26 protein-coding genes are annotated in these 25,123 nt (G+C 58.0%); 9 read left to right on the top strand and 17 right to left on the bottom strand.

Translation table 11 applies throughout. From position 1 onward, the window contains the following. Positions 1-70: 70 nt before the first annotated feature. The 8 genes from GVL50_RS07745 to GVL50_RS07710 form a co-directional block, all read right to left on the bottom strand. Positions 71-301, bottom strand: coding sequence for a hypothetical protein (locus tag GVL50_RS07745; RefSeq protein ID WP_053120397.1), 231 nt, complete (start codon positions 299-301; stop codon positions 71-73). A 71-nt stretch (positions 302-372) separates the two neighbouring features. Beyond that, the gene (locus tag GVL50_RS07740; RefSeq protein ID WP_159812366.1) at positions 373-2,001 is read right to left on the bottom strand and encodes an ABC-F family ATP-binding cassette domain-containing protein; all 1,629 of its coding nucleotides are present in this window, start codon (positions 1,999-2,001) and stop codon (positions 373-375) included. Between the two features lie 144 nt (positions 2,002-2,145). Further along, positions 2,146-3,183 carry a DNA topoisomerase IB gene (locus GVL50_RS07735; protein ID WP_159812365.1) on the bottom strand — a complete coding sequence of 346 codons (1,038 nt, stop codon included), beginning with the start codon at positions 3,181-3,183 and terminating at the stop codon, positions 2,146-2,148. A gap of 72 nt (positions 3,184-3,255) precedes the next feature. Beyond that, positions 3,256-4,335: a molybdenum ABC transporter ATP-binding protein gene (gene modC, locus GVL50_RS07730; RefSeq protein ID WP_159812364.1), complete on the bottom strand. Its 1,080-nt coding sequence runs from the start codon at positions 4,333-4,335 to the stop codon at positions 3,256-3,258. Positions 4,336-4,338: 3 nt separating this feature from the next. Further along, a complete protein-coding gene (gene modB / locus GVL50_RS07725) occupies positions 4,339-5,019 on the bottom strand; it encodes a molybdate ABC transporter permease subunit (RefSeq protein WP_159812363.1) in 681 nt (226 codons plus the stop codon). Further along, positions 5,020-5,787 carry a molybdate ABC transporter substrate-binding protein gene (gene modA / locus GVL50_RS07720; RefSeq protein ID WP_159812362.1) on the bottom strand — a complete coding sequence of 256 codons (768 nt, stop codon included), beginning with the start codon at positions 5,785-5,787 and terminating at the stop codon, positions 5,020-5,022. Between the two features lie 181 nt (positions 5,788-5,968). Beyond that, complete coding sequence (locus GVL50_RS07715; protein ID WP_159812361.1) at positions 5,969-7,030, bottom strand: nitronate monooxygenase family protein; 1,062 nt, start codon at positions 7,028-7,030, stop codon at positions 5,969-5,971. 97 nt (positions 7,031-7,127) lie between these two features. Further along, positions 7,128-9,590 carry an autotransporter gene (locus GVL50_RS07710; RefSeq protein WP_159812360.1) on the bottom strand — a complete coding sequence of 821 codons (2,463 nt, stop codon included), beginning with the start codon at positions 9,588-9,590 and terminating at the stop codon, positions 7,128-7,130. A 190-nt stretch (positions 9,591-9,780) separates the two neighbouring features. Here GVL50_RS07710 and GVL50_RS07705 point away from each other — a divergent pair, with 190 nt between their 5' ends. Next, positions 9,781-10,764 (top strand): MDR family oxidoreductase, encoded by a 984-nt coding sequence (locus tag GVL50_RS07705; protein ID WP_159812359.1) that lies wholly within the window; start codon positions 9,781-9,783, stop codon positions 10,762-10,764. A 13-nt stretch (positions 10,765-10,777) separates the two neighbouring features. On the opposite strand, the gene ada is transcribed toward GVL50_RS07705, so the two are convergent. From ada to GVL50_RS07680, 5 genes are all read right to left on the bottom strand, one after another. Next, complete coding sequence (ada, locus tag GVL50_RS07700) at positions 10,778-11,845, bottom strand: bifunctional DNA-binding transcriptional regulator/O6-methylguanine-DNA methyltransferase Ada (protein ID WP_159812358.1); 1,068 nt, start codon at positions 11,843-11,845, stop codon at positions 10,778-10,780. Between the two features lie 86 nt (positions 11,846-11,931). Continuing rightward, entirely contained in the window at positions 11,932-12,597 is a 666-nt protein-coding gene (alkB, locus tag GVL50_RS07695; RefSeq protein WP_159812418.1) for a DNA oxidative demethylase AlkB, read from the bottom strand. Between the two features lie 5 nt (positions 12,598-12,602). After that, the gene (locus tag GVL50_RS07690) at positions 12,603-13,313 is read right to left on the bottom strand and encodes a 2OG-Fe(II) oxygenase (protein WP_159812357.1); all 711 of its coding nucleotides are present in this window, start codon (positions 13,311-13,313) and stop codon (positions 12,603-12,605) included. Between the two features lie 93 nt (positions 13,314-13,406). After that, positions 13,407-13,580: a hypothetical protein gene (locus GVL50_RS07685; RefSeq protein ID WP_156316150.1), complete on the bottom strand. Its 174-nt coding sequence runs from the start codon at positions 13,578-13,580 to the stop codon at positions 13,407-13,409. Positions 13,581-13,609: 29 nt separating this feature from the next. Continuing rightward, positions 13,610-13,912, bottom strand: coding sequence for a DUF1883 domain-containing protein (locus GVL50_RS07680; protein WP_007946189.1), 303 nt, complete (start codon positions 13,910-13,912; stop codon positions 13,610-13,612). A 211-nt stretch (positions 13,913-14,123) separates the two neighbouring features. Between GVL50_RS07680 and GVL50_RS07675 the strand changes: the two genes are divergently transcribed. Together GVL50_RS07675 and GVL50_RS07670 are read left to right on the top strand one after the other, a co-directional pair. Next, entirely contained in the window at positions 14,124-14,480 is a 357-nt protein-coding gene (locus GVL50_RS07675) for a hypothetical protein (protein ID WP_159812356.1), read from the top strand. Positions 14,481-14,551: 71 nt separating this feature from the next. Continuing rightward, a complete protein-coding gene (locus GVL50_RS07670; RefSeq protein ID WP_053120375.1) occupies positions 14,552-14,782 on the top strand; it encodes a hypothetical protein in 231 nt (76 codons plus the stop codon). 3 nt (positions 14,783-14,785) lie between these two features. Here GVL50_RS07670 and GVL50_RS07665 read toward each other — a convergent pair whose 3' ends face one another. Further along, complete coding sequence (locus GVL50_RS07665) at positions 14,786-15,073, bottom strand: hypothetical protein (RefSeq protein ID WP_053120373.1); 288 nt, start codon at positions 15,071-15,073, stop codon at positions 14,786-14,788. A gap of 140 nt (positions 15,074-15,213) precedes the next feature. Next, a complete protein-coding gene (locus GVL50_RS07660; protein WP_053120372.1) occupies positions 15,214-15,402 on the bottom strand; it encodes a hypothetical protein in 189 nt (62 codons plus the stop codon). A gap of 248 nt (positions 15,403-15,650) precedes the next feature. On the opposite strand from GVL50_RS07660, the gene galU reads away from it, so the two are divergent. The 3 genes from galU to gorA all read left to right on the top strand — a co-directional run bounded on the left by galU (position 15,651) and on the right by gorA (position 19,715). Further along, positions 15,651-16,490 carry a UTP--glucose-1-phosphate uridylyltransferase GalU gene (gene galU, locus GVL50_RS07655; protein WP_053120371.1) on the top strand — a complete coding sequence of 280 codons (840 nt, stop codon included), beginning with the start codon at positions 15,651-15,653 and terminating at the stop codon, positions 16,488-16,490. Positions 16,491-16,755: 265 nt separating this feature from the next. Beyond that, complete coding sequence (locus GVL50_RS07650) at positions 16,756-18,282, top strand: MFS transporter (protein WP_256671834.1); 1,527 nt, start codon at positions 16,756-16,758, stop codon at positions 18,280-18,282. A 74-nt stretch (positions 18,283-18,356) separates the two neighbouring features. After that, positions 18,357-19,715, top strand: coding sequence for a glutathione-disulfide reductase (gorA, locus tag GVL50_RS07645; RefSeq protein WP_159812355.1), 1,359 nt, complete (start codon positions 18,357-18,359; stop codon positions 19,713-19,715). Here the strand turns inward: gorA and GVL50_RS07640 are convergent. Beyond that, positions 19,712-20,728 carry a DNA-binding protein gene (locus GVL50_RS07640; RefSeq protein ID WP_159812354.1) on the bottom strand — a complete coding sequence of 339 codons (1,017 nt, stop codon included), beginning with the start codon at positions 20,726-20,728 and terminating at the stop codon, positions 19,712-19,714. The two genes, gorA and GVL50_RS07640, sit on opposite strands and share 4 nt — an antisense overlap. A gap of 177 nt (positions 20,729-20,905) precedes the next feature. Between GVL50_RS07640 and GVL50_RS07635 the strand changes: the two genes are divergently transcribed. The 3 genes from GVL50_RS07635 (at position 20,906) to ahpF (ending at position 24,224) form a co-directional block, all read left to right on the top strand. Beyond that, complete coding sequence (locus GVL50_RS07635; protein WP_159812353.1) at positions 20,906-21,838, top strand: site-specific integrase; 933 nt, start codon at positions 20,906-20,908, stop codon at positions 21,836-21,838. A 136-nt stretch (positions 21,839-21,974) separates the two neighbouring features. Continuing rightward, a complete protein-coding gene (ahpC, locus tag GVL50_RS07630) occupies positions 21,975-22,538 on the top strand; it encodes an alkyl hydroperoxide reductase subunit C (RefSeq protein ID WP_007912224.1) in 564 nt (187 codons plus the stop codon). Between the two features lie 123 nt (positions 22,539-22,661). Further along, positions 22,662-24,224 (top strand): alkyl hydroperoxide reductase subunit F, encoded by a 1,563-nt coding sequence (gene ahpF, locus GVL50_RS07625; protein WP_159812352.1) that lies wholly within the window; start codon positions 22,662-22,664, stop codon positions 24,222-24,224. Between the two features lie 264 nt (positions 24,225-24,488). On the opposite strand, the gene gloA is transcribed toward ahpF, so the two are convergent. Further along, positions 24,489-25,010, bottom strand: coding sequence for a lactoylglutathione lyase (gene gloA / locus GVL50_RS07620; protein WP_159812351.1), 522 nt, complete (start codon positions 25,008-25,010; stop codon positions 24,489-24,491). Positions 25,011-25,123 lie beyond the last annotated feature (113 nt).

Below are 25,123 nucleotides of genomic sequence, written 5' to 3'. Positions count from 1 at the left end.
CTGCGAGCTTTATGCCGTTGGGGCGCTGCTCCTTCAGCTGGTTTCAGTATAGACCCGCAAATGGTCAGCATCAGGCTGACGATTCGCGAGCCGGTAATATCGAACTCGCTGCGTTGAGGCGCAGGCATTCGCGCCGTGCGTCTTCCTCCCGGTCGTAGCCATCGCCGATGAAACCGCCTGTGCGTGTATCGCAAATGCGAAACCAGCCGATGGCTTCGGCGGGCTCGTGCTGGCTGTCCTCGGCGCGACGACCATGAATGATGATCTTGTTGCAACGCTTCACAACGAAAATGTCTTCCATGGCGTCACCGCAGCTGATTCGTGTCAGATCAACTATAGAAGCCTGTGGCAATCGTGCAAAAAATAGTCAGCTCAACTCGTCGGTTGCAGCAGCCAACCGCTTGGCTGCCACGTTAGCCGATGGCTTGGATTCAACGCTTGTAGAAACGTCTGGTCGTGGGAAACCGCGACAATGGCGCCGGGAAAATTCTGTAATGACTGTTCGAAAGCTTCCACCGAGGCCAGGTCGAGATGATTGGTCGGTTCATCAAGTAAGAGCAATTGCGCCGGCGTCTGGCGCCACAACGCCAATGCCAGTGCAGCCTTCAGGCGTTCGCCGCCGCTGAGCAAAGCGCAGGGCTGCGTCGCACGCTGGGCATTTAGTTGAAGGTGCGCCAGATAACTGCGCAGGGTACCTTCGCTCAACGGAGTTTGCTGAGCCAGCAACTGGTCAACAATGGATTTTGCGTCATCAAGCAGACGCAGTTGTTGATCGAGAAATGCCATCGGTACGTGAGTCGTGCAGGTACCGCTGGCCGGTTCCAGTTCATCGGCGAGCATGTTCAGAAGGGTCGATTTACCGCAGCCGTTAGGGCCACTGACGGCGATGCGCATCGGCCCCTGGATCGTGAGACTCAGTCGGCTCACCGGCGATAACCACGGCAGGCACGCGTCCACGAGCGTGCAGACTTGGCGGCTGTTCGGCACCACGCTGCCCGGAAGATTGATCAGCACGCTGTCTTCGGGCAACACCTTTGTAAACGCCTCGCGCACGCGGTTATCGAGATCGGATTTACGCGCTTGTTGGCCAACGCGCACATGCCCCATGATGTCCCGCGCCGCGCCTTTCATCCCGGCGCGTTCGATGCTGGAAACGTTCGCGGTTTGCGCATTGCGACGGCTGTTGGCGGCATGGCGCTGGATCGTGTCGTGCTCGCGTTGCAGGCGGGAACGCTCGCGCTGGCGTTCGGTTCTGGCTTGGTCGAGTTGTGCCTGAGCGGCTGCGTGTTGCAGGCTTCGTTGTTCGGTAAAGGCTGAGTAGGAGCCGCTGAAAACATTCACGCCCAACGGCGTGAGTTCGACGATGCGCTGCATCCGCTCCAGCAACTGTCGATCGTGACTGATGACGATCAGACCGCCGCGCCAGTGATTGAGTGTATTGAGCAGCCAGTGGCGACCGGCGCTGTCCAGATGATTGGTCGGCTCATCCAGCACCAGCAATTGCGCCTGGCTCAACAGTGCTTTGATCAGGGCGATTCTGACTTGTTGGCCACCGCTGAGGTTTTCGGTGAGGTCGGTATCAGCGATATCGGTGAGTCCGCACTCATCAAGCATCTGCCGTAAACGTTCCGGCAAATCCCAGCGATCGCCGATGATGTCGAAATCGTCGGTGCTGGCATTGCCCTGGTCGAGGCGCTGCAGTGCTTCAAGTACTTGGGCTGTACCCGTCGCGTCCGCCACCGTTTGGCCAGGTGCACCGACAAATATTTGGGAAACGTACATCACAGGCACTGCGCTTGAAACGCTCCCGGATGTGGGCTGTAGCTGCCCGGCAATCAGCCGCGCGAGCAGGCTTTTACCGACACCGTTGCGACCGACAATCGCGGTCGGGACATGATCGAACTGCAGATTCAGTGCGTTGAAAATCGTCTCGCCATTGGCGAATTGGAAACTCAGCTGATTGAGCGAGACGAAGGCAGGCGTACGCGAGACGTGAGTCATCGGCACCTCCAAAAAATGTCGTGAAGACTGACAAACGCCAAGCGGCGGCTGTCGCGATTACATTTTTAGAAGGCCTGATTGTTCACTTCTGCGGTCATCCTGAAGAGGGGAAAGTGGCTAGCCTAGACGACGATGCGCGGACGATCAAGGTGCGACGGCCATCTCGCTCATCCGTTCGAGAAACATCGCCAGGGCCACTTCTTCGCTGCGCAGACCCTTTCGCACGCGTGGGCGCGGTAGTTCGGCGAGGGCGCCGAGCATGAATTTTTCCACCACGGCGGGATGGATGTAGCACTTGCGGCACACCGCTGGCGTATTGCCCAACTGTTTGGCGACGCCTTTGACCATGTCGACCACATGCCGTTTGGCCTCGGTTTCCGACTCCCATTGCAGTTCACGCAGTACCGATAATGCCAGAGCGCTACCTGCCCAAGTGCGGTAATCCTTGGCGGTGAAGTCGGCGCCGGTCAGGGTTTGCAGGTAACTGTTGACGTCGGAAGAGCTGACGGTGTGGCGCTCGCCGTGTTCGTCCAGGTACTGAAACAGATTCTGGCCGGGGAGCTCCAGGCAGCGTTTGATAATTCGCGCCAAACGGCGATCCTTGACGGTGATCTGGTGTTCGATGCCGCTCTTGCCGCGAAACTGAAACAGGATCGCGCTGCCATTCACTTCGACATGGCGACTGCGCAGAGTGGTCAGCCCGTAAGAGCGATTATCGCGGGCGTATTGCGTGTTGCCGACGCGAATCAACGTGGCGTCGAGCAGAGTGATCACCGTGGCCATAACCTTGTCGCGGCTGAAGCCGGGCGCGGCCAGTAGTGTTTCCAGTTGTTTGCGCAGTTTTGGCAGCGCCAGACCGAACTCGCGTAGCCGCGAATATTTGTCGGCATCGCGCACTTCGCGCCAGCGAGCGTGATAGCGATATTGCTTGCGACCACGGGCGTCGCGGCCAGTAGCTTGCAGATGACCGCGCGGGTCGGCGCAAATCCACACATCGACATAGGCCGGCGGAACCGCGAGGGCGTTGATGCGTTTTATTTCGTCCGGGTCGGTAATGCGCTGACCGGACGGCTCGAAATAGGCGAACTTGCCGCGCAGTTTTTTGCGGGTGATGCCGGGCTGCGTGTCATCGACGTAGTGCAGGTCGGATGGCAGTGCATCGGTCAGCTCGGTTTCGGACATGGCGACTTCCTTAAGTGGCGCGGCGGTCTGTAAAACGATTGACCGCGCGCTCTCGGAGTGGTGCCGAATGATTTATGCGAGCACTGCAACTGCCTTGATTTGCGCCCAGAGTTGCTGGCCCGGATGGATCGCCAAGTGATCGCGCGAGTAGCGGGTGATGCGCGCGAGCAGCGGGGTGCCGCCGGCATCGAGACGAATCAGCACATGGGCGGCATTGTCCGCCGCTTGTTCGCTGACCACCGTGACCGGCAGTCGATTGAGGATGCTGCTGGAAGCGTCATTGTGCAGCGCCAGACTGATGTCCCGCGCGTGCACTTTGCAGCGCAGGGCCTGGCCGACAGTCATCGGTTCGTGAGTGACACGAATGTTCATTTCGGTGGCCGGCAGTTGCAAACTCAGCAACTGATATTTCGTGTCGTAAGCGCTGACCTGACCTTCGATGATTACCCCGGCGTCATCACCCATTGCCATCGGCAGATCCAGACGCGCGAGGGTTTCGCCAATCGGGCCGCTGGCCAGCGCCTTGCCGTCGCTGAGCAACACCAGATGGTCGGCCAGTCGCGCGACTTCGTCCTGCGCGTGGCTGACGTACAGCACCGGAATATCCAGTTCGTCATGCAACCGTTGCAGATAAGGCAGGATTTCGCTTTTGCGTTGGCTGTCGAGGGCGGCGAGGGGTTCGTCCATCAGCAACAGTTTCGGGCTGGTCAGCAGTGCGCGGGCGATGCCGACACGCTGGCGTTCACCGCCGGACAAATGCTGCGGATGGCGTTCGAGCAAGTGGCCGATGCCGAGCAGTTCGGTGGCTTGTGCCAGATCAACCCGGCGCTGCGACTTGGCGATACGTTTGAGGCCGAATTGCAGGTTGGCCAGCACCGACAGATGCGGAAACAGACTGGCTTCCTGAAACACGTAACCCAACGCGCGTTTATGCGGCGGGACGAAAATGCCGTTGTCGCTGTCTTGCCAGATTTCGTCGTTGATTTGCACGAAGCCTTGCTCGGCGCGTTCCAGGCCGGCAATGCAGCGCAGGCAGGTGGTTTTGCCCGAGCCGGAATGTCCGTACAAAGCGGAAACGCCGCGCCCCGGCAAGTGCAGGTCGACATCCAGGCTGAAGCCCGAATAAGCGATTTTCAGACGTGCATCGATCATCGATCAGCTCCAGCCTGCGCGGGTTTTGCGGCTGGAGTAGAGCGCCAGCAACACCAGGAACGAGAACACCAACATGGCGCCGGCCAGCCAATGAGCCTGCGCGTATTCCATGGCCTCAACGTGGTCGTAGATTTGCACCGATACCACGCGGGTCTTGTCAGGAATGTTGCCGCCGATCATCAACACGACGCCAAACTCACCGACGGTGTGCGCGAATCCGAGGATCGCCGCCGTGATAAAACCGGGACGGGCCAACGGCAGAACCACGCTGAAAAATGTGTCCCACGGATTGGCGCGCAAGGTCGCCGCCACTTCCAATGGGCGGGTGCCGATCGCCGAGAACGCGTTTTGCAACGGTTGCACCACGAACGGCATGGAATAGATCACCGATCCAATCACCAGTCCGGTGAAGCTGAACGTCAACGTGCCAAGCCCGAGCCATTGGGTGAACTGGCCGAGGAAACCGTGCGGCCCCATCATCAGCAACAAATAGAAACCGATCACGGTCGGCGGCAGCACGAGGGGCAGGGCGACGATCGCCCCGATCGGGCCGCGCAACCACGATTGGGTGCGCGACAACCACAGGGCAATCGGAGTGCCGACAACCAGCAGGATCGCGGTGGTCAGGGACGCCAGTTTCAGGGTCAGCCAGATCGCCGCGAAATCGGCACTCGTCAGCGACATTTAGAGCTGGTAGCCGTAAGACTTGATCACCGCAGCGGCTTTCGGGCCTTTGAGGTATTCAACCAGTGCTTTGGCGGCGGCGTTGTCTTTGCCTTTGTTGAGGATTACGGCGTCCTGTTTGATCGGGTCGTGCATGCTGGCTGGAACGATCCACGCCGAACCGCTGCTGACTTTGCCGTCCTTGTAGATCTGCGACAGCGCTACAAAGCCCAGCTCAGCGTTGCCGGTGGAAACGAACTGGTAGGCCTGAGTGATGTTCTGGCCTTCAACGATTTTGGCTTTGGTGGCTTCGGTCAGTTTCAGTTTTTCCAGTACCTGGGTGGCGGCCAGGCCGTAAGGCGCGGCTTTCGGGTTGGCGATAGAGAGATGTTGGTATTCGTTCTTCTTCAGCACGTCGCCTTTGGCATCGACATAGCCTTCTTTTGCCGACCACAGCGCCAGGGTGCCGATGGCGTAGGTGAAGCGCGAGCCTTTAACGGTATCGCCTTCCTTCTCGAGTTTTTCCGGGGTAGTGTCGTCGGCCGAGAGGAACACTTCGAACGGCGCTCCGTTCTTGATCTGGGTATAGAACTGGCCAGTGGCGCCGTAGGCTGCGACCAGTTTGTGCCCGGTGTCTTTTTCGAAATCTGCCGCGATGGCTTGAATCGGTGCAGTGAAGTTGGCAGCAACTGCCACTTGCACTTCATCAGCCTGAGCGGCGCCGATGGCGAAGGTCGCCAGCAAAGCGGCCAGGCAATTTGGGGCAAAACGTGAGGCACGAGTGGTCATGTAACAGCTCCGTTGTTGGCAAGTGCAGAGGGCAGTTATTGTTGGAGGTGGACTGCGCCGATGCGAGGGTGGTTTCGCTATATAGCGAAATATATAGCGAAACACTCCCCTGTGGCGAGGGGATTTATCCCCGTTGGCGCGCGCAGCACGCCCTCTTTCCAATTGCTGCGAAATCCGTCCGCTACCTCACAAGTTTCGCCAACGCCCCCTCAGCCAACTCCCTCGTCAATTCCGCACTACTGACGTCCCGCCCCAGCGTAAACGCCTGACCCGCCCAAAGATTGGCAAACTGCGCATCATCCTTCGCTCGCAGCGGCATCAGCGCGCCACCGGCTAACGGAAAGGCCGGCGCCTTCGCCGACATCGGCCCGAGTTCGCGCATCACACGGTTGAGAATCCCACGCGCCGGGCGCCCGGTGAAAATGTTGGTGACGGCCGTCTCACTTTCCTTGGCTGTACGCAAAGCCTTGTGATGTGAGGCACTGACTTTCGCTTCCGGGGTAAACAGATACGCCGTGCCGACCTGCACCGCTGACGCACCGAGCATGAGCGCCGCTGCGACCCCGCGAGCATCGGCAATCGCACCGGCCGCAATCACCGGAACCTTCACCGCGTCAACCACCTGCGGTACCAAAGCAAAAGTGCCGACCTGACTGCTCAGGTCATCGCTGAGAAACATCCCGCGATGGCCGCCGGCTTCATAGCCCATGGCAATGATCGCGTCGCAGCCGTTTTGCTCCAGCCACACGGCTTCATCGACGGTGGTGGCCGAGGAGATGATTTTCGCGCCTGTGGCCTTGACCCGATCCAGCAGAGATTTTTCCGGCAGACCGAAGTGGAAGCTCACCACTTCAGGGCGAAACTCTTCCAGCACCTCGCAAGCGGCCGCATCAAACGGCGCCCGGTTGGACACCGGCGTCGGTGCATCAAAGTCGACGCCCAGTTCGCGGTAATAAGGCTCCAGCAAATTCTTCCAATCACGCGCGCGCTGTTCATCGGCTGCCGGTGGCTGATGGCAGAAGAAATTCACGTTGAAAGGTTTGTCGGTGTGCTCGCGGATTGTTTTCAGTTCTTCACGTAACTGCTCAATGCTGAGCATCGCGGCGGGCATCGAACCCAAGCCACCAGCGTTGCACACGGCAATCACCATCGACGAGTTCGTGGCGCCGGCCATCGGGCCCTGGATGATCGGCAACTCGATGCCGAACAGGTCAAGAATACGGGTGTCTGGCCATTGGCTCATGAAAGCGGTACTCCGAACGTTGAAACGGGCAGGGACGGCTGAGCCGGTTTTTTAACAGCAAAACCGCACTCAGGGCCAGTCCGAAATTCACAAGCCGTTAACGTCGATGGAATCCGCCGCCTCCACCACCACCGAAGGAGTGGTTCATGAATTGCGAGGAGTTGTGGAAGTTGTTGGTGCGCTGATTGCCAAAATTACGCGCAGCGGAATCGCGATTGAGATTTTGCAGCTGTGGGTTGTTGTTCAGCGGCGCCGCGCGTGTGCTGCCACCACCGCCGACCATCGATTGCCAGCCACTGTCGGTTTTTTTGTAGACGTTGCCGTCGCGCCCGGCATAAACGTTGTTGCCGACCTGCGCGGCGCCACCGTTGCGGCCGTGGATAGCGCCATATTGGGTGGTCTTGCCGGTATTAGGGTTGTACACCGCGCCGCGATTGGCAGTGACCTGCGTACCGGTGCGCGTATTACCCTCTGTCAGGCGCGCGCCGGCGATAGCGCCGCCATTCGGCCCGACGACTGCACCGCTGCGGCCGGCTGCGTAATTGCCGTTGTAGACGTTGTGTACCGCGCCGCGTTGACCGGCGGCCGCCACACCGGTGCGCGAGTTGTAGGAGGAGCCGACCTGACCTGCCCAGCGATTGCCGGTCCAGGCGTTGTAACCGGCGCCGTAGCGGCTGACCGTCGCGCGGTCACCCCACTGGTGATAGATATTGCCGGTGGTGCCGGCCCATCCGCCCGGGCCCCACGCCACTGCGCCGCCACGATAACCATAAGCAGCGCCGCCCCAGGCCAGTGGCGCTGGATACAAGCGCGGGCCCCAGGCGTAACCCCAACCGTAATTTCCCCACCACGGATAAGCGCCCCAGCCCCAGCCCATCGCCACGGTGCTGCCGCCCCAACTCCAGCCGAAACCGTATCCGAATGTCCATCCAGTCCACGGGGTGTAGCGGATCGCGACGCCGAAACCGTAAGTCACCGGCGGCCCGTACCAGACGCTACCGACCCACGGCGTGTACGGATAACCGGTGCCGTAAACCACGACATTAGTCACCGGATCAATATTGGAGCCCTGATAACCCGGGGTATAACCGACCACCACGGTATCACCGCTGGACTCATAGACTTTCACGTAAGTCAGGTAATGCATCGGCGAACTCGGCGGGATCGAATAGATCACCGCCGGCACCGAACTGGCCACGACCCACGGGCCGTTCACCGACGTGGCGGTAAACCAGATGCCATTTTCCACGGCGTACCAACTGTTGTTGTCGACCCGGATGATCGGTGTGGCGCTGTTGACTACATATTGCAACGGCGTGGTGTTGATCGCTTTGAGCTGCGGCTCGCCATCGAACTGCGGTGCGGTCATTTTCACCGCGCTTTTCTTGATCGCTGAGGTCTGCGGAATGGTCGCGGCAATCGCCGCTTCTTTCGCCTGCGGAGTGCCAGCGACCGAGGCTTTGACGTTCTCTTTCGGGCTGTCGTCGGGAATATTGGCGAAGTCTGCCGGCAGTTTATCCGCCGCGGTAAACGTCCATGGGCCCTTCATGTCGCTGGCGCGAAACCAGCGCCCGGAGATCAACACATAACTGTTCTGATCGCCGATTTCCTTGAAGATATGCCCGGTGGTGTTGCTGACGTAGAGCAGGCCGGTGCCCTGAATCGGCAGCCATTGCGGCGCGCCATCAGTTACCAGTAACTCGGTAGGCGTGGTCGCAATGAAGATCTTCGGCTGCGGCGGTTTGGCCAGGCTTGGGATCTTGTCTTTCGGATCACTTTGCCCGGTCAGCAGATCGACCTGACGGCTTTTGATGGCGGCCTGTTTGGCTTTTTCCAGATCGGCTGGCGGTTTTGCCAGACGTGTGTAATCACCGTTGATCTGGTCTGCGATCATCCAGCCATCAAACACGTGCAGATAGTGTTTGCCTTGTTCGTCCTTGAGCAGCAGCGGGCGAGTATTGATCACTCGTTGCAGCGAGGTGCCTTCCACCGGCCGATACGCCGCATCACCGTCGATGTAAACCAGCATCGCCGGGACGTCGGAACTGATGATGGTCGGCGGGGTGTTCTCCAGCGGAGCGCTGTCCGCCTTCTGTTCTGCCGACAGTACGCCGACAGCGGCTTCGAGCTGATCAAGGGAAATGGTTTTCTTGCGCTTTTCGGCATCTTTTTGCAGCGCCGCCACCCAGGTGTCTGCCTGACCGGCATCGGCCGGGAAATCGGCTTTGATGATTTTGTATTGATCGAGCGCGACCCAACGGGTGGCCTTGTCGACCAGGGTGTGGGCGCTGAACTCGACGATGCCGTAAGTGGATTTGCCATCAGCGCCGGTAGCTTCGACAGCCGCGCGAGCGTTGAGCGTGTAACCGTCCCAACTGTCGAGTTGCGGTTGGTACACAGTCAATTTCGATTTGCCGCTGGTAATGACTTGTGGCCACGCCGGCTCACTCGGTGCAGCAGATGTTGCCGCATCAGCAGCCGGGGCAGGCGCCGCCCACGCATTGCCAAATGCCAGCAGACTGAGCATCAGCATCACTACAAGAGAACGCGGGTGAGACATCGTCAACTCCATCGACAAGGTGATTCTAGAGGGCTTGGCCAAGATCAGCAGGGTAGTCGAAAAAGCATAGACGCCGACAATGAAATTACCCGATGAAATTTAAGCCAGGCACAAAGTCGAGTGTGGCAACGTGTTGCGATGTGGTATTTCAAGGCACGACATTTCAACATCCAGCCATGCGAGGGCACTCATGTTCAACGCCATTGTGATCAACAAAGACGACAGCGGTTACCGCGCCGACCTGCAGCAACTCAATGAAGATCAATTGCCCGACGGCGATGTCACGGTACAGGTGGCCTACAGCACGCTGAACTTCAAGGACGGTCTGGCGATTACCGGCAGCAGCCCGGTGGTGCGCAAGTTTCCGATGGTGCCGGGGATTGATCTGGCGGGCACCGTCGAAGCCAGTTCGCATCCCGACTACAAGGTCGGCGACAAGGTGTTGCTCAACGGCTGGGGCGTCGGCGAATCCCATTGGGGTGGTCTGGCGCAGAAAGCGCGACTCAATGGCGATTGGCTGATTCCGTTGCCCGAAGCCTTCACCGCTGCACAAGCCATGGCCATTGGCACGGCGGGTTACACGGCGATGCTGTGCATTCTCGCGCTCGAGCATAACGGCGTGACCCCGGAGCAAGGCGAGGTGCTGGTGACTGGCGCCAATGGTGGCGTCGGCAGCTTTGCCATTGCTCTACTCAACACGCTGGGTTATCGCGTGGTGGCGTCCACTGGCCGGGCTTCTGAGCACGAATATTTAAAGCAACTCGGCGCCAGCGAAATCATCGATCGTGCAACCCTGTCCGAGCCGGGTAAGCCATTGGCGAAGGAGCGCTGGGCGGCGGTGATTGATTCGGTCGGCAGCCATACATTGGCCAACGCCTGCGCCAGTACGCGTTCCGAAGGCACCGTTGCCGCGTGTGGATTGGCGCAGGGCATGGACTTCCCGGGCTCGGTTGCACCGTTCATTTTGCGCGGCGTGACCCTCGCGGGCGTCAACAGCGTGACTCAACCCAAGGCCCGTCGCGTGCAGGCCTGGGATCGTCTGGCCAAGGATCTGGATTTCGCCTTGCTTCCCCTGATCAGCCATGAAATCGCTTTAAGCGAGGCGATTAATACTGCGCCTGAGTTGCTTGCCGGGCGCATTCGTGGCCGGGTTGTGGTGGACGTCAATCGCTGAGAATCAGCCGACGCTAGGCCTGCGTTTCGCGATCCAGTAACAGGCGCTTACGTTCGACGCCCCAACGGTAACCGGAGAGGTTGCCGTCGCTGCGCACCACACGGTGACAGGGGATCGCTACCGCCAACCGGTTCGCACCACAGGCCTGAGCCACCGCGCGCATCGAGGTTGGCGCGCCGATGCGCAGGGCAATCTCGGAATAACTGGCCGTGCTGCCCGCAGGAATTTCCCGCAGCGCTTGCCAGACGCGCTCCTGAAACGCCGTGCCTCTGACGTCCAGCGGCAAGTCGAGGCCAATGGCCGGCGCTTCAATAAACCCCACGACTTTTGCGATCAACTGCTCAAAATCGCTATCGGCACCAATCAGATTGGCGCGGCGAAACTGATCCTGCAAATCACACACCAATTGGTGCGGATCGTCCCCCAGCAGAATCGCGCAAACCCCACGATCACTCTGCGCCACCAGAATCGCCCCGAGCGAGCATTCGCCGACAGCGAAGCGGATATCGTTGTTCTGCCCGGCCGCGCGGTAATCACCGGGCTTCATGCCTAAAACCTGATCGGCTGATTCATAGAAACGACTATTGGAATTAAAGCCTGCGTCATACAGCGCATCGGTCACCGAGCCGCCGTCCGCCAAGCGTTCACGCACCCTGCGCGAGCGATGCGCGGCGGCATAACCTTTCGGGGTGAGTCCGGTAGAAGCTTTGAACACGCGGTGGAAATGAAATGGACTCAAGCCTGCTGTTTCCGCGAGGTCATTCAGCGTCGGTAACGTTTCAGACGACTCAATCTGCCGACAGGCTTGCGCCACCGTCTTCGCGTGTTGAGCGTTGACCTCCGTCTGATCTTTACCGGCGCGCTTACTCGGCCGATAACCCGCCGCTTCAGCCTCGGCAGCGCTGTCGAAAAACTCCACATTCTGTGGTTTTGGAAGGCGCGCCAAGCTACTCGGGCGGCAATAGATGCCGGTGGTTTTCACTGCGTAGACAAACTGCCCGTCCGCCCGTGGGTCGCGGGCAACGACGGCGGCCCAGCGTGGATCGTTTTCGATGTTGAGGTGGGTCGAAAGCGTTTTCATGAAGGTTAATCCGTTGGCCTGTTTGATTCAGGTTATCCAGCGCCGGCGAGGACAACACTCCGGGCCTTGCGGTCAAACTCTTAAGCTTATCCGGCTACGCGAAAGGTCAGGTTGATCCGCTGCTCACCGAGTTGCGGATGACGACCCTGTTTGATCGGTAACACGCCATGAAAGCGCAGCCGATCGACGCCGCCCCAAATCACCATGTCGCCGTGCAGCAACGGAACACGTTGGGTCTTGTCGCTGCGGGCAAAACCGCCGAACAGAAACATCGCCGGTAAACCCAGTGACAGAGAAACGATCGGCGCGGCGTAGGCATTTTCGTCTTTGTCCTGATGCAAAGACATCTTGGCGCCGGGGATATAGCGATTGATCAGGCAGGAATCTGCCACAAAATCAGGAAAACCGGCCTGGGTGGCGGCTGAATGGGCCAATTCAGCGAAGGCCTCTGGCATTGCTGGCCATGGCGCTCCACTGAGCGGGTCGACGCTGGAGTAACGGTAGCCGCTGCGGTCGGTGATCCAGCCCAAAGCGCCACAACTGCTGGTACCGACAGACATGCTGAATCCGCCCGGTGTCATCATGCTGCGCAATGGCGCGGCTTCAAGTACGTTTTCCAGTGCCGGTAGAAGTTGATCGACAACAGGCAGCGCGAAACCCCTCAGCACCCACGATTGTTCACCGATCTGGTCTGCGCGAGGCTGTTGTTGCGGTTCGTTGTCAGCGAACAGGTCGAAGTTGCTCGGTTGCATGGTGTTCACAATGCGTCGTGAAAGATGATGCCTAGGGTATGCCGATTTCCACTGTGCAGGCGACTGACGCCGTGACGCATGGTCACCCGATAGTCGCCGCGTACGCCTTTGACCGGTCGTTGGTTCACCGCGAAGATCAAGGCGTCGCCTTTTTTCAGATCCATGACGTGAACGCGTGATTGCATGCGTGGGCGCTGTTCGGTCAAAACCAACTCGCCGCCGGTGAAATCTTCGCCAGGCTCTGACAGAAGAATCGCCACTTGCAGCGGAAATAACCGTTCGCCGTACACGTCCTGATGCAGACAATTGTAGTCCTGCGGGCCATAGCGCAATAACAGCGGAGTAGGGCGCGTCTGTTCGGCGGTGTGACATTGCTGAATAAATTCAGCGTGCGTCGTCGGAAAACGCTCGGGCAGATTCATGCGCGCCTGCCAGCGATTCGCTAGCGGCGCGAGATGCGGATACAACGCTGTGCGCAGCCGTTCTACGGCTGTGGGCAATGGATAGCGCAAGTATTTATATTCGCCGCGACCGAAGCCGTGGCGGGCCATGATGACCTGCGAACGGAACGGTTCGGTCTGCGAGTACAAGTCACTCAAACGATCACACGTCTGGCCAAGCAGCAGGGAGCGGATGATGACAAAACCATCCTGATCCAGTTGCTGCTCCAGCGTTGACCAGTCGAGCGAATTCAGTCGGGCAGGGGACATTGGCATGCTGATTCCTGGACGCAAAGTCGAGGTGATCAGGCTAGACACATCCCTGCGGCAGAACACTCCGCCGCTTGCGGTCGAATTCGCAGCGGCGCCTTACAACGCTTTGCTGACGCTGATTTCGCTGATCACATCTTCGCTGTCATGCAGGGCATCGAGTGCAGCCTTTGCTTCTTCGGCGGTGCCGTTTTCCAACTGCGCGAACTCAAAGCGGCGTTCGCCATTGAGTTTGTACTTGATGACGTATTTGGTCGTTTGGGCCACGTTCATGCTTACCTGTGTGCGTTGGCGGGATCGGCTCAGCTCAGTTTGGTGCTGGAGCGGCGGATGATCTTGATCGAGTGCGTCAGGGTCGGCTTGCGGGTCACGCTGATCGGCCGACGGTTGACGGTGTCGATGGTGATGTTCCAGAAACCGGTGCTCGGTGCGGTGATGCGGGCCGGAAACGTGTCGAAAGCGCCGCCGTGGTAGGTGTGACGGCCGCCGTTCTTGAAGCTGCGGAAGTTGGCGTCGTTCATCAGACGGATGTTGCAGGTTTGCGAGCACTGGATGACGACGATGTCGTCTTCGTTGAGGTGCTCGCGCTGGTGAATAAATTTCATGGGCGCCTCCAGAAGGGCTTTTTCTACAAAATCAAAACGATAGCTTGTCGATTGGGCGCAGTTTATCAGCCCGCACGGGTTATTATCTGGCCGTCGGGCGTTGGTTTGACAATTTTGAACAGATATTCGCGATTGGATGCAGGTTAAATGCAGAAGACCTCGGAGAAAAACGGCATTTGTGCTGTCGGACGGTCTTTAAAGGAGGATTTGTATGAAGTGGGGTGTGGTGTGTCTGCCGTTGGTTTTGGCTTTGGGTGGTTGCGCGAATGTTGCCGAAATCAATGAAACGTTGCCGACCATGGTCGTGATCTCTGGCAAGAAGCCCCATGAGTATGCGCAGTGCCTGGCAGAAAAACTGGCTGACAGCCGTGGTGCATTGCAGGTTCAACCGAAGAAGGACGGTGTCGAAGTGATCGTCCCCGGCAAACTTTCCACTGGCGCGGCGGCGGTGTTCGACATCGAAGACCGCTCCGGCGGCAGCAGCATCAAGCTGCACGAGCGCATGTCCAATGTGCCGGTACGCCCTCGCGATGTGCGTAACGCGGCCAACGCCTGCATCTCTGGCTGATAGACTAGCCGTCATCAGCATCAATGCCGCCACAGTCATGCTGTGGCGGCATTTTCATTTCTGGAGTCGCGATGAAGCGAGAGCAAGTGCGGGAGCGCCATGCAGAGGGCCTTATCTCTGCCACCCATGTCATCCAGAACCCGGCGAACTCGGGTGAATGGATTGTCTTTTTCAAGAAAAGCGCCGGTCGCAGCTATTTTCTGGTCGACGATAACGACGAAGTCGAATCGTTCAGCAAACTCGATGACTTGATCGAAGTCGTGCGCGGCCTCGGGATCAAGTTCGCCGAAATTCACATGTAGCGATTATTTGCAGACCACCACGACGCTGCGGGTTTTGTAGTTGCCGACGTCAACGCCCAGCGTTTTGTCGCTCTCTTTTGGCTGAGGTGTGCCGTCAGTGCCAACGATGCGGTAGCCGGTGCCGGCGCAGGAGGCGTCAGCCTTTTCATAGCAGGTGGCCCAGGAATTGGCTTCGCCGGAGCAATCGATGGTCAAACCCTGTTCACCGGTTTTCAGATACGTCGGCTCAGAGGTGGCGCAGCCGGCCAATGCCAGTACTGCAATCAGTGGCAAAAAATTGTTTATGTTCATAGATGTCGTCTTCAGCGAGTAGGGGGACTAGACGCTCTGACAGCGCCGGCGTGAAAAGGTTATAGCGATTGGCCACTTGTTTGCACGTGGACACAAAAAAGCCCTGCGTATTGGCAGGGCTTATGGCGTAACGCGGTCAATCAGTCTTGATTTTTGCCGCGACGCTTAGGCGCAGGAGGGGTGTAGTCGAGCACCGAGGCCACCTCAATCGCCATTGCTTCGGTAGGTAGCGGCCCGGAAACATCCTCGCCATTGGTGGCAGTAATGTGCCATTGGCCATCTTTGCCCTTGCCGACGGTGTACCCGTTGATGATTTTTGGTTCGGCCATCTATCTGTCTCGTTCGCTGTTTCAAAGTCGCCATGATACCGGCAAATGCTGGCGCTGGGTGATGATGCGCGTATGGTGGTAGATTCTTTGAGCTACGCTGATTTCGCTGCTCGATGATGCCAGCGGAACTATCCGCCAGAATATTTCTCTATGATGGCATCGGTTAGCCAGCGCGGGGCATTGTAAGGTGCACGCCGCCTGATTAGACTGCGCCGAAACTCGTACACACAGCCTTTTCAAGGACTTATATGATCAAGAAATGCTTGTTCCCAGCAGCCGGTTACGGTACTCGCTTCCTGCCAGCGACTAAAGCCATGCCTAAAGAAATGCTGCCGGTGGTAAACAAGCCACTGATCCAGTACGGCGTTGAAGAAGCTCTGGACGCTGGCCTGACGGAAATCTCCATCGTTACCGGTCGTGGCAAACGCGCTCTGGAAGACCACTTCGACATCAGCTACGAGCTGGAAAACCAGATCAAAGGCACCGACAAAGAGAAATACCTGGTCGGTATCCGCAAGCTGCTCGACGAGTGCTCGTTCTCCTACACCCGTCAAACCGAAATGAAAGGTCTGGGCCACGCGATCCTGACTGGCCGTCCGCTGATCGGTGACGAACCGTTCGCCGTGGTACTGGCGGACGACCTGTGCGTCAACCTTGATGGCGACGGCGTCCTGACCCAGATGGTCAAACTGTACAAGCAGTTCCGCTGCTCGATCATCGCCATCCAGGAAGTTGATCCGCAGGAAACCAGCAAATACGGCGTAATCGCTGGCGAGATGATCCGCGATGACATTTACCGCGTTCACAGCATGGTCGAGAAGCCAAAGCCGGAAGACGCTCCCTCGAACCTAGCGATCATCGGTCGTTACATCCTGACCCCGGACATCTTCGACCTGATCGAACAAACCGAGCCAGGCAAAGGCGGCGAGATCCAGATCACCGACGCCCTGATGAAACAAGCCCAGAACGGCTGCGTCATGGCCTACAAGTTCAAAGGCAAGCGTTTCGACTGCGGTGGTGCTGAAGGCTACATCGAAGCGACCAACTTCTGCTTCGAGAACTTCTACAAGACTGGCAAGGCTTACTAAGAGCGCTTGATCCGTTTGTAGCACCTTCGCACGATGTCATTTGTGTGAAGGCCAAAAAACGCCCCGACCGGTTCGGGGCGTTTTTTTTGTGCCGAAAAAAGACACGGTCTCTGACCTTGTTCTTGGGATGCAAACTGAAACAAATGAGCGTTTGTCAAAAGATGTATTCACTGTTGAACTGACGGGCTCTTGCCAGGGATGAGTGCAGGAGAGGCGTTTCACGGCATTGCTGTGGAATCATTTTTGGCAATAAGGAGAGTTGCCCGTGGTGTTGATAGAAAAGCCTGCAAGTAAAACGCGCTGGTTGAGTCTTGCCGTTCTGATGCTGCCAGTGTTGCTGGTAACCGTTGACAACACGGTGTTGGGATTCGCACTGCCAAAAATCGCCGAAGCGTTGTACCCAACCGCTAGTCAGCAACTGTGGATGATCGATGCCTACTCGTTGGTGCTGGCAGGTTTGCTGGTGTCGATGGGCAGCTTGGGTGACCGGATCGGGCATCGAAAATTACTGCTCGCGGGATCCTTTGGTTTTGCTGTCGTTTCTGTTTTGACTGCCTATTCCGAAACAGCCATGCAACTGATCATCGGGCGTGCCTGTATGGGTATTTTCGGCGCAATGCTGATGCCCTCGACTTTAGCGTTGATACGCTGGGTGTTTGAAGATCGCGACGAGCGCCGACTGGCCGTGGCGATCTGGGCGACAACGTTGACGGTGGGTTCGGCGTTAGGGCCTTTGGTCGGCGGGGTGCTGCTGGAGTTCTTTGATTGGGGCGCCATTTTTCTATTGGCGGTGCCTGTGCTGATACCGCTATTGGTTTTTGGGCCGCTGTTTCTGCCTGAGTCGGAGCGGGATGCATCAGGGCCGCTGGATCCAGTGAGCATTGTGCAATCGATGGTCGCGTTGGGGGCTATCGTTTACAGCGTCAAGCGTGGCGCCAGTGACAGTATCGACGAGGTCGTGTTGATCACGTTTCTGATTGGACTGTTAGCAGGCTGGATGTTCGTGCGGCGTCAGTCGCGCCTTGCTGAGCCGTTGATGGACTTGAGCCTGTTTCGCAATGGCGCTTTCAGCAGCTCAATTCTGATCAATCTGATGAGCCTCGCCTTTCTTGTAGGTTTTGTTTTCTTCACCACTCAGTTCTTGCAGATCGTTCTACAGCTGTCGCCGCTAAGTGCGAGTCTGGCGCTCGTGCCCGGGCAAATCATGGCGATCATCGTCGGGATGGCTGTCGTGCCGATTGCGAAACGTATGCCCGTGCATGTCCTGATTCCGATTCTGACTGGATTCGTCGGCGCGGCGTTTCTGCTGGTGGCGAGCATGGGCGGCAGTCTGGCGGTATGGGTGGCAGCGTTCGCCTTACTAAATATCGGGGTGGGCGCGATTACGACAGTGACCAACGATGTGATTTTGTCTGCCGCGCCGCCGGCGAAGGCAGGCGCAGCCTCCGCAATCAGTGAGAGCGCGTATGAAGTGGGCGTCGTGCTGGGCACTACACTGCTTGGTGGTCTGGCCACGGCCTACTATCGCGGCGCTTTGCAACTGCCGGCCTTCTTGAACGACATTCAGTTTATGTTGGCGAGCGAGACGCTCTCCGGCGCATTTTCTGTCGCCGCCGGGTTATCCGCAGAGCAAGCGCAGACGCTGATGTCGCAAGCGGCGTTGGCGTTTGAGGGTGGTGTGGGGCTGGTGTCATGGGCCGCTTTCGGCCTGGCGCTCGTTGCGATGCTGATCACCTGGCGCACCTTGCGGATACCTGAAGCTAAGGCGGTGGAGGAGTCTTGGCGTTGCTAATGCAGGGCAAATCCGTTGGAGACTTGCTCAATGAGCGTCGGCAGGTATGCTGGTCGCCTGCCGAGGAGATAGAAATGGCCTACGATTTTGACCTTTATGTGATTGGTGCCGGTTCCGGCGGTGTGCGCGCTGCGCGTTTTGCTGCCGGTTTCGGCGCGAAAGTGGCGGTGGCCGAGAGCCGTTATCTGGGCGGTACCTGCGTCAACGTTGGCTGTGTGCCGAAAAAGCTATTGGTGTACGGCGCGCATTTCGCTGAAGACTTTGAGCAAGCATCCGGTTTTGGCTGGAGCCTTGGCGAAGCGAACTTCGATTGGACGACGCTGATCGCCAACAAGGATCGCGAGATCAATCGCCTCAATGGCATTTATCGTAACCTGCTGGTCAACAGCGGTGTGACCTTGCATGAGGCGCACGCCAAGATCGTTGGGCCTCATGAAGTCGAGGTCAATGGCGAACGCTTTACCGCAAAAAACATTCTGATCGCCACCGGCGGCTGGCCGCAGATTCCGCAGATTCCGGGACACGAACATGCGATCGGCTCCAACGAGGCGTTCTTTCTCAAAGAGCTGCCTAAGCGTGTACTAGTGGTGGGTGGTGGTTACATCGCAGTTGAGTTCGCCGGGATTTTCCACGGTCTCGGCGCGAACACGACGCTGCTGTATCGCGGTGATCTGTTCCTGCGCGGTTTCGATGGTTCGGTGCGCAAACATTTGCAGGAAGAGCTGACCAAGCGCGGTCTGGATCTGCAATTCAATGCCGACATCGCGCGCATCGATAAACAGGCCGATGGCAGCCTCAAAGCCACTCTCAAGGATGGTCGCGAGCTCGAGGCGGATTGCATTTTCTACGCGACCGGTCGCCGTCCGATGCTCGACAATCTCGGACTGGAAAACACCGATGTGCAGTTCACCGACAAAGGCTTCATCAAGGTCGATGATCAGTACCAGACTACTGAGCCGTCAATTCTGGCCCTCGGCGACGTTATTGGTCGAGTGCAGCTGACGCCAGTGGCATTGGCGGAAGGCATGGCTGTAGCGCGTCGTTTGTTCAAGCCTGAGCAATATCGTCCGGTGGATTACAAGATGATCCCGACGGCGGTGTTCAGCCTGCCGAACATTGGTACGGTCGGGTTGACCGAAGAGGAAGCGCGCGAGGCTGGCCACGATGTTGTGGTGTTCGAAAGTCGCTTCCGCCCGATGAAGCAGACCTTGACTGAATGTCAGGAGAAGACGCTGATGAAGCTGGTGGTGGACGGCAAGACCGACAAAGTTCTCGGCTGCCACATGGTCGGCCCGGACGCTGGCGAAATCGTCCAAGGCCTGGCGATTGCGCTGAAGGCAGGCGCGACCAAGCGCGACTTCGACGACACGATCGGGGTACATCCGACGGCCGCCGAAGAGTTTGTCACCATGCGTACACCGGTCGGCGCTTAAGCGTCCTTCGGTTTGGCCGAGTCTGGCGCTGCCGCAACGGTAGCCGCCAGACGCTGGCTTTCTTCCAGGCTCGCCTGCGTTTTGCTTAATTGCTTTTCCAGTGACTGATTGAGGAGCGCCTGCTCTTCGACGTTCTGTTTGAGTGTCTGACTTTCCAGTGTGGCCACGCGTAAACGTTCCTGGAGGAGGGTGCGTTCGCTGTCCATGCGCGTCGCTTGTTCCAGCAACTGATCCTGACGCTGATTGCTCTGCTTGAGCTGATCCTGCGTAAGGTTCAATTCGCGCTGGGTGCCACGGTTTTCCGTCAGCAAGCGCTCGTTATCGCGATGCAGTTGCGTGATCTCGTCCTGACGCACCAGTGCGCTTTGCTGTGCCTTACGCAGTTCCGCCTGAATCTGCTGCACCTGGCTTTCGTGGCGGCTCTGTTCCTGCTCGCGCTGCTCTTTGGTGGCGTTGCGGTAATGCTCAAGTGCGTCGCGAGCATGCAGGTGCTTTTCTTCCAGCGAGCGAATCTGCTCGTCCTTGTCCTGCAGGCGCAATTCAAAGTCGGCCAAGGCCTGATTCAAACCGGCGTTACGAGTTTGTTCGGTTTGCAGCATCGAGCGCGTGTTGTTCAGCGCTTCGGATTCGCGCGCCAGTGCTGCGCCTTGAATGTCGTGCTCATGCTCGATTTTTTCCAGCGCCTGACGAACCTGCTTCAGCTCCGATTCCAGTGCCTCACGCTGTTCCTCGAACTGCTCGCGAGCTTGTTCGATGGGCTCTTGCGCCTGTTCTTTCAGGCGTTGAGCTAGGCGGGAGACGAGGGCGGTCAGCTCATCGTCGATGGGTTCTGCTGATGCTTCGGTCGGTTGAGCGCCATCATCCAGCTCTTTCAAATAGCGATGGATCGTGGTTTTCGAGCCGGTGTTGCCCATTTCAATGCGTACTGCATCGATGCTCGGGTGTTCTCCGCGAGCCAGAATCGCTGTGCGCGCGATCTGCACCAGTGCTTTGGTAATGCCGCCACGGGCCATGTGAACTCCTACGGTTTCATACTGTGGTACATGCCACCTAAGTACGCAGTGTACCATGCTGAAAATAAAGTTAAATCATTGATATTAAAGACGCGGGATATACTGGTATTACCCAGTGTCAGGCGGCAAAATGCACATCTGCATCCTTGAATCAGTACGCCAGCGAGAAAACAGCCCATGAGCGATCTGGATCGCTATCTGCAAGCCGCCACCCGTGACAACACGCGCCGAAGCTATCGTGCAGCCATTGAACATTTCGAAGTGAAGTGGGGCGGGTTCCTGCCAGCCACGGCTGATAGCGTCGCGCGGTATCTGGTGGCGCATGCTGGGGAGTTATCGATCAATACGCTGAAGCTGCGTCTGTCAGCGTTGGCGCAGTGGCATAACAGTCAGGGCTTTGCTGATCCGACCAAGGCGCCGGTGGTGCGCCAGGTGTTCAAAGGCATTCGCGCCCTGCACCCGGCACAGGAGAAGCAGGCCGAGCCGTTGCAGTTGCAGGATTTGCAGCGCGTCATCGACTGGCTGGAGCACGAAGTGCAAACCGCCAAAGAAAAGCAGGATCGCCCGGCGCTGCTCAAGGCTTACCGCGACCGCGCCCTGATTCTTCTGGGATTCTGGCGGGGCTTCCGCAGCGATGAGCTGTGCCGCTTGCAGATTGAACATGTGCAAGCGCATGCCGGCAAAGGCATCACCCTTTATGTGCCACGCAGTAAGGGCGATCGGGAAAACCTCGGGCAGACTTATCAAGCGCCGGCGCTGTTAAAGCTGTGCCCGGTTCAGGCCTACATCGACTGGATCACCGAAGCAGCGCTGGTGCGCGGCCCGGTTTTTCGCAGCATTGACCGCTGGGGCAATCTGAACGAGGAGGGCCTGCATGCCAACAGCATCATCCCTTTACTGCGCCAGGCCTTGCAGCGTGCCGGGATCGCTGCCGAAAACTACACCAGCCATTCCCTGCGGCGCGGCTTCGCCACCTGGGCGCATCAAAGTGGTTGGGATTTGAAATCGTTAATGAGCTACGTCGGTTGGAAGGACATGAAGTCTGCGATGCGTTATGTCGAGGTCAGCCCGTTTCAAGGAATGGCGCGGATTACCGACGTGCCCGCCTAGATATCCATTTCTTCTATTAATACAGTTGCCTAATAGCCAAAACATATCAGCAGCATCAGGTTTGCCAATGAGCCATCCGTCGAGCGAGTGGTTAGGATTCTCCCATCGAATTCACAACCCTGACGGAGAGTCATCAATGCCTATCATCAACAGCCAAGTAAAACCGTTCAAAGCTACCGCGTTCAAAAACGGCGACTTCGTTCAAGTCTCGGACGCTGACCTGAAAGGCAAGTGGTCGGTCGTGTTCTTCTACCCAGCCGACTTCACCTTCGTTTGCCCAACCGAGCTGGAAGACCTGGCGGACAACTACGCTGCCTTCCAGAAACTCGGCGTAGAAATCTACAGCGTTTCCACCGACACCCACTTTGCCCACGCTGCCTGGCACAACACTTCGCCAGCCATCGGCAAAATCGAATACACCATGATCGGCGACCCGACCCACGCCATCTCCCGCAACTTCGACGTGCTGATCGAAGAAGTTGGCCTGGCTGACCGTGGCACCTTCGTGATCAACCCTGAAGGCCAGATCAAAATCGTTGAACTGAACGATGGCGGCGTTGGCCGTGACGCTTCCGAGCTGCTGCGCAAAATCAAGGCTGCTCAGTACGTTGCTGCTCACCCAGGCGAAGTTTGCCCAGCCAAGTGGAAAGAAGGCGAGGCCACTCTGGCTCCATCCCTGGACCTGGTCGGCAAGATCTAAGTCTGTGACACGCAACTCAGGGCGGTACGCCGCACCTTCTTAAGTACGCTGCACCGCCCAAAAAAATGCCCGGGCGAGATTCGCTCGGGCTTTTTTTCGCCTCAAATAAAGGAAATCGCCCGTATGTTGGACGCCAATCTTAAAGCCCAGTTGAAATCGTACCTGGAACGGGTCACCCAGCCGATCGAGATCGTTGCTTCCCTCGACGACGGTGCGAAATCCCGTGAAATGCTGGAACTGCTGAAAGACGTCGCCAGTCTTTCGAGCCAAATTACTTTGATCGACAGCGGTGACGATGCACGCAAGCCATCGTTCTCGATCAACCGCCCGGGCGCCGACATCAGTCTGCGTTTCGCCGGCATCCCGATGGGCCACGAATTCACTTCGTTGGTGCTGGCCCTGCTGCAAGTCGGCGGCCATCCATCGAAGGCCAGCGTTGAAGTGATCGAGCAGATTCGCTCGCTTAAAGGCGAGTTCAGCTTCGAGACTTACTTCTCGCTGTCCTGCCAGAACTGCCCGGATGTTGTTCAGGCGTTGAACCTGATGGCCGTGCTCAACCCGAACATCCGCCACGTCGCCATTGACGGCGCGTTGTTCCAGGATGAAGTCAATGATCGCAAGATCATGGCCGTGCCGAGCATCTACTTGAACGGCGAAAACTTCGGCCAGGGCCGCATGGGCCTGGAGGAGATTCTCGCCAAACTCGACACCGGCGCCATTGAGCGTCAGGCCGAAAAAATCAGCGCCAAAGAAGCTTTTGATGTGTTGGTCGTCGGCGGTGGCCCGGCCGGTGCTTCGGCAGCGATTTATGCCGCTCGTAAAGGCATCCGCACTGGCGTCGCCGCTGAGCGCTTCGGCGGTCAGGTGCTCGACACCATGGCCATCGAGAACTTCATTTCCGTACAGGAAACCGAAGGGCCGAAACTGGCGACGGCGCTGGAAGAACACGTCAAACAATACGACGTCGACATCATGAACCTGCAGCGTGCCGACAAGCTGATCCCTGGCAAAAACGGCGAGCTGCATGAAGTCCACTTCGCCAGCGGCGCGACCCTCAAAGCCAAAAGCGTGATTCTGGCGACCGGTGCGCGCTGGCGTGAAATGAACGTGCCCGGTGAGCAGGATTACCGCAACAAAGGCGTGGCGTACTGCCCGCACTGCGACGGCCCGCTGTTCAAAGGCAAGCGTGTCGCGGTGATTGGCGGCGGTAATTCCGGCGTTGAAGCAGCTATCGACCTGGCCGGTATCGTTGCTCACGTCACGCTGCTGGAGTTCGACGTCCAGTTGCGCGCCGATGCGGTATTGCAGCGTAAATTGCACAGCCTGAAGAACGTCACCGTGATCACCAGTGCGCAAACCACTGAAGTGACGGGCGACGGGCAGAAGGTCAACGGCTTGCGCTACAAGGATCGCAACAGCGATGAGCTGCGCACGGTCGAGCTGGAAGGGGTTTTTGTGCAGATCGGTTTGTTGCCGAACACTGATTGGCTCAAGGGCACCATCGAGCTGTCGCCGCGTGGCGAGATCATTGTCGATAACCGTGGTGAGACTTCGATTGCGGGGATCTTCGCAGCGGGCGACGTGACGACTGTGCCGTACAAGCAGATCGTGATCGCGGTGGGCGAGGGTGCCAAGGCATCGTTGAGCGCGTTTGATCACCTGATCCGTACTTCGGCGCCGGCGTAACTGCCAGTCCAGAAATGAAAAAACCCCATGAGTGATCATGGGGTTTTTTGTTATGCGTGAAATCTGGCCCCTCACCCCAGCCCTCTCCCGAGGGAGAGGGAGCCGACCGAGGTGTATTAAGAGGTGCATCGACCTGAAGAATCCGGTCGATTTTGGATTCAACGCCAATCGTTCAAGTCGGCGTAACCCTGCAATATCCCCCAATCAGTTCCCTCTCCCTTTGGGAGAGGGTTAGGGTGAGGGGCTTGTCAGCATTTCCAGCGATTACATCGGCGCAGGCTGAATGATCTCAACCCAGTAGCCATCCGGATCCTTGATAAACGCCAGGCTCTTCATGCGGCCATCGGTCAAACGTTTCTGGAAATCACAACCCAGCTCTTCAAACCGTGCACAAGCAGCAACGATATCCGGCACCGAAATGCAGATGTGGCCAAAGCCACGCGGATCGGTGTTGCCGTTGTGGTAAGCGAAGTCGGCATCGTTTTCAGTGCCATGGTTGTGCGTCAGCTCCAGAATGCCTGGAATCGACTTCATCCACACGGTGCGAGCAGCAGCGTCGGCCGGGATCTGTGCTTTATCGACCAGTGCGAGGAAGTACAGGCTGAACTCGGCTTCCGGGAAATCGCGCTTTTCAACCAGCGAGAAACCCAGCACGCGGGTGTAAAAGTCCAAAGACTTGGTGATGTCTTTCACGCGCAGCATGGTGTGGTTAAAAACGAAGTTGCGGGTTGCGCTGTCTGGCGCGGCGGTGACGCCGGGGAAAGTGTTCAGTTCGTGCAGGCTCATGGGCCCTCCAATAACAATGGGCGAGTGAATGGGCGCAATGATACGCATGCCAAACGGCATCGCCAAACCCAAAGCGCGGGCTTGCCCTGTGTGCGGGCGGGCCTCAGACTTTG

Origin of the sequence: Pseudomonas sp. 18058, assembly GCF_902706155.1 — a bacterium.
Taxonomy (GTDB): Bacteria; Pseudomonadota; Gammaproteobacteria; order Pseudomonadales; family Pseudomonadaceae; genus Aquipseudomonas; species Aquipseudomonas rustica.
This window is presented reverse-complemented; position numbering and strand designations above follow the sequence as displayed.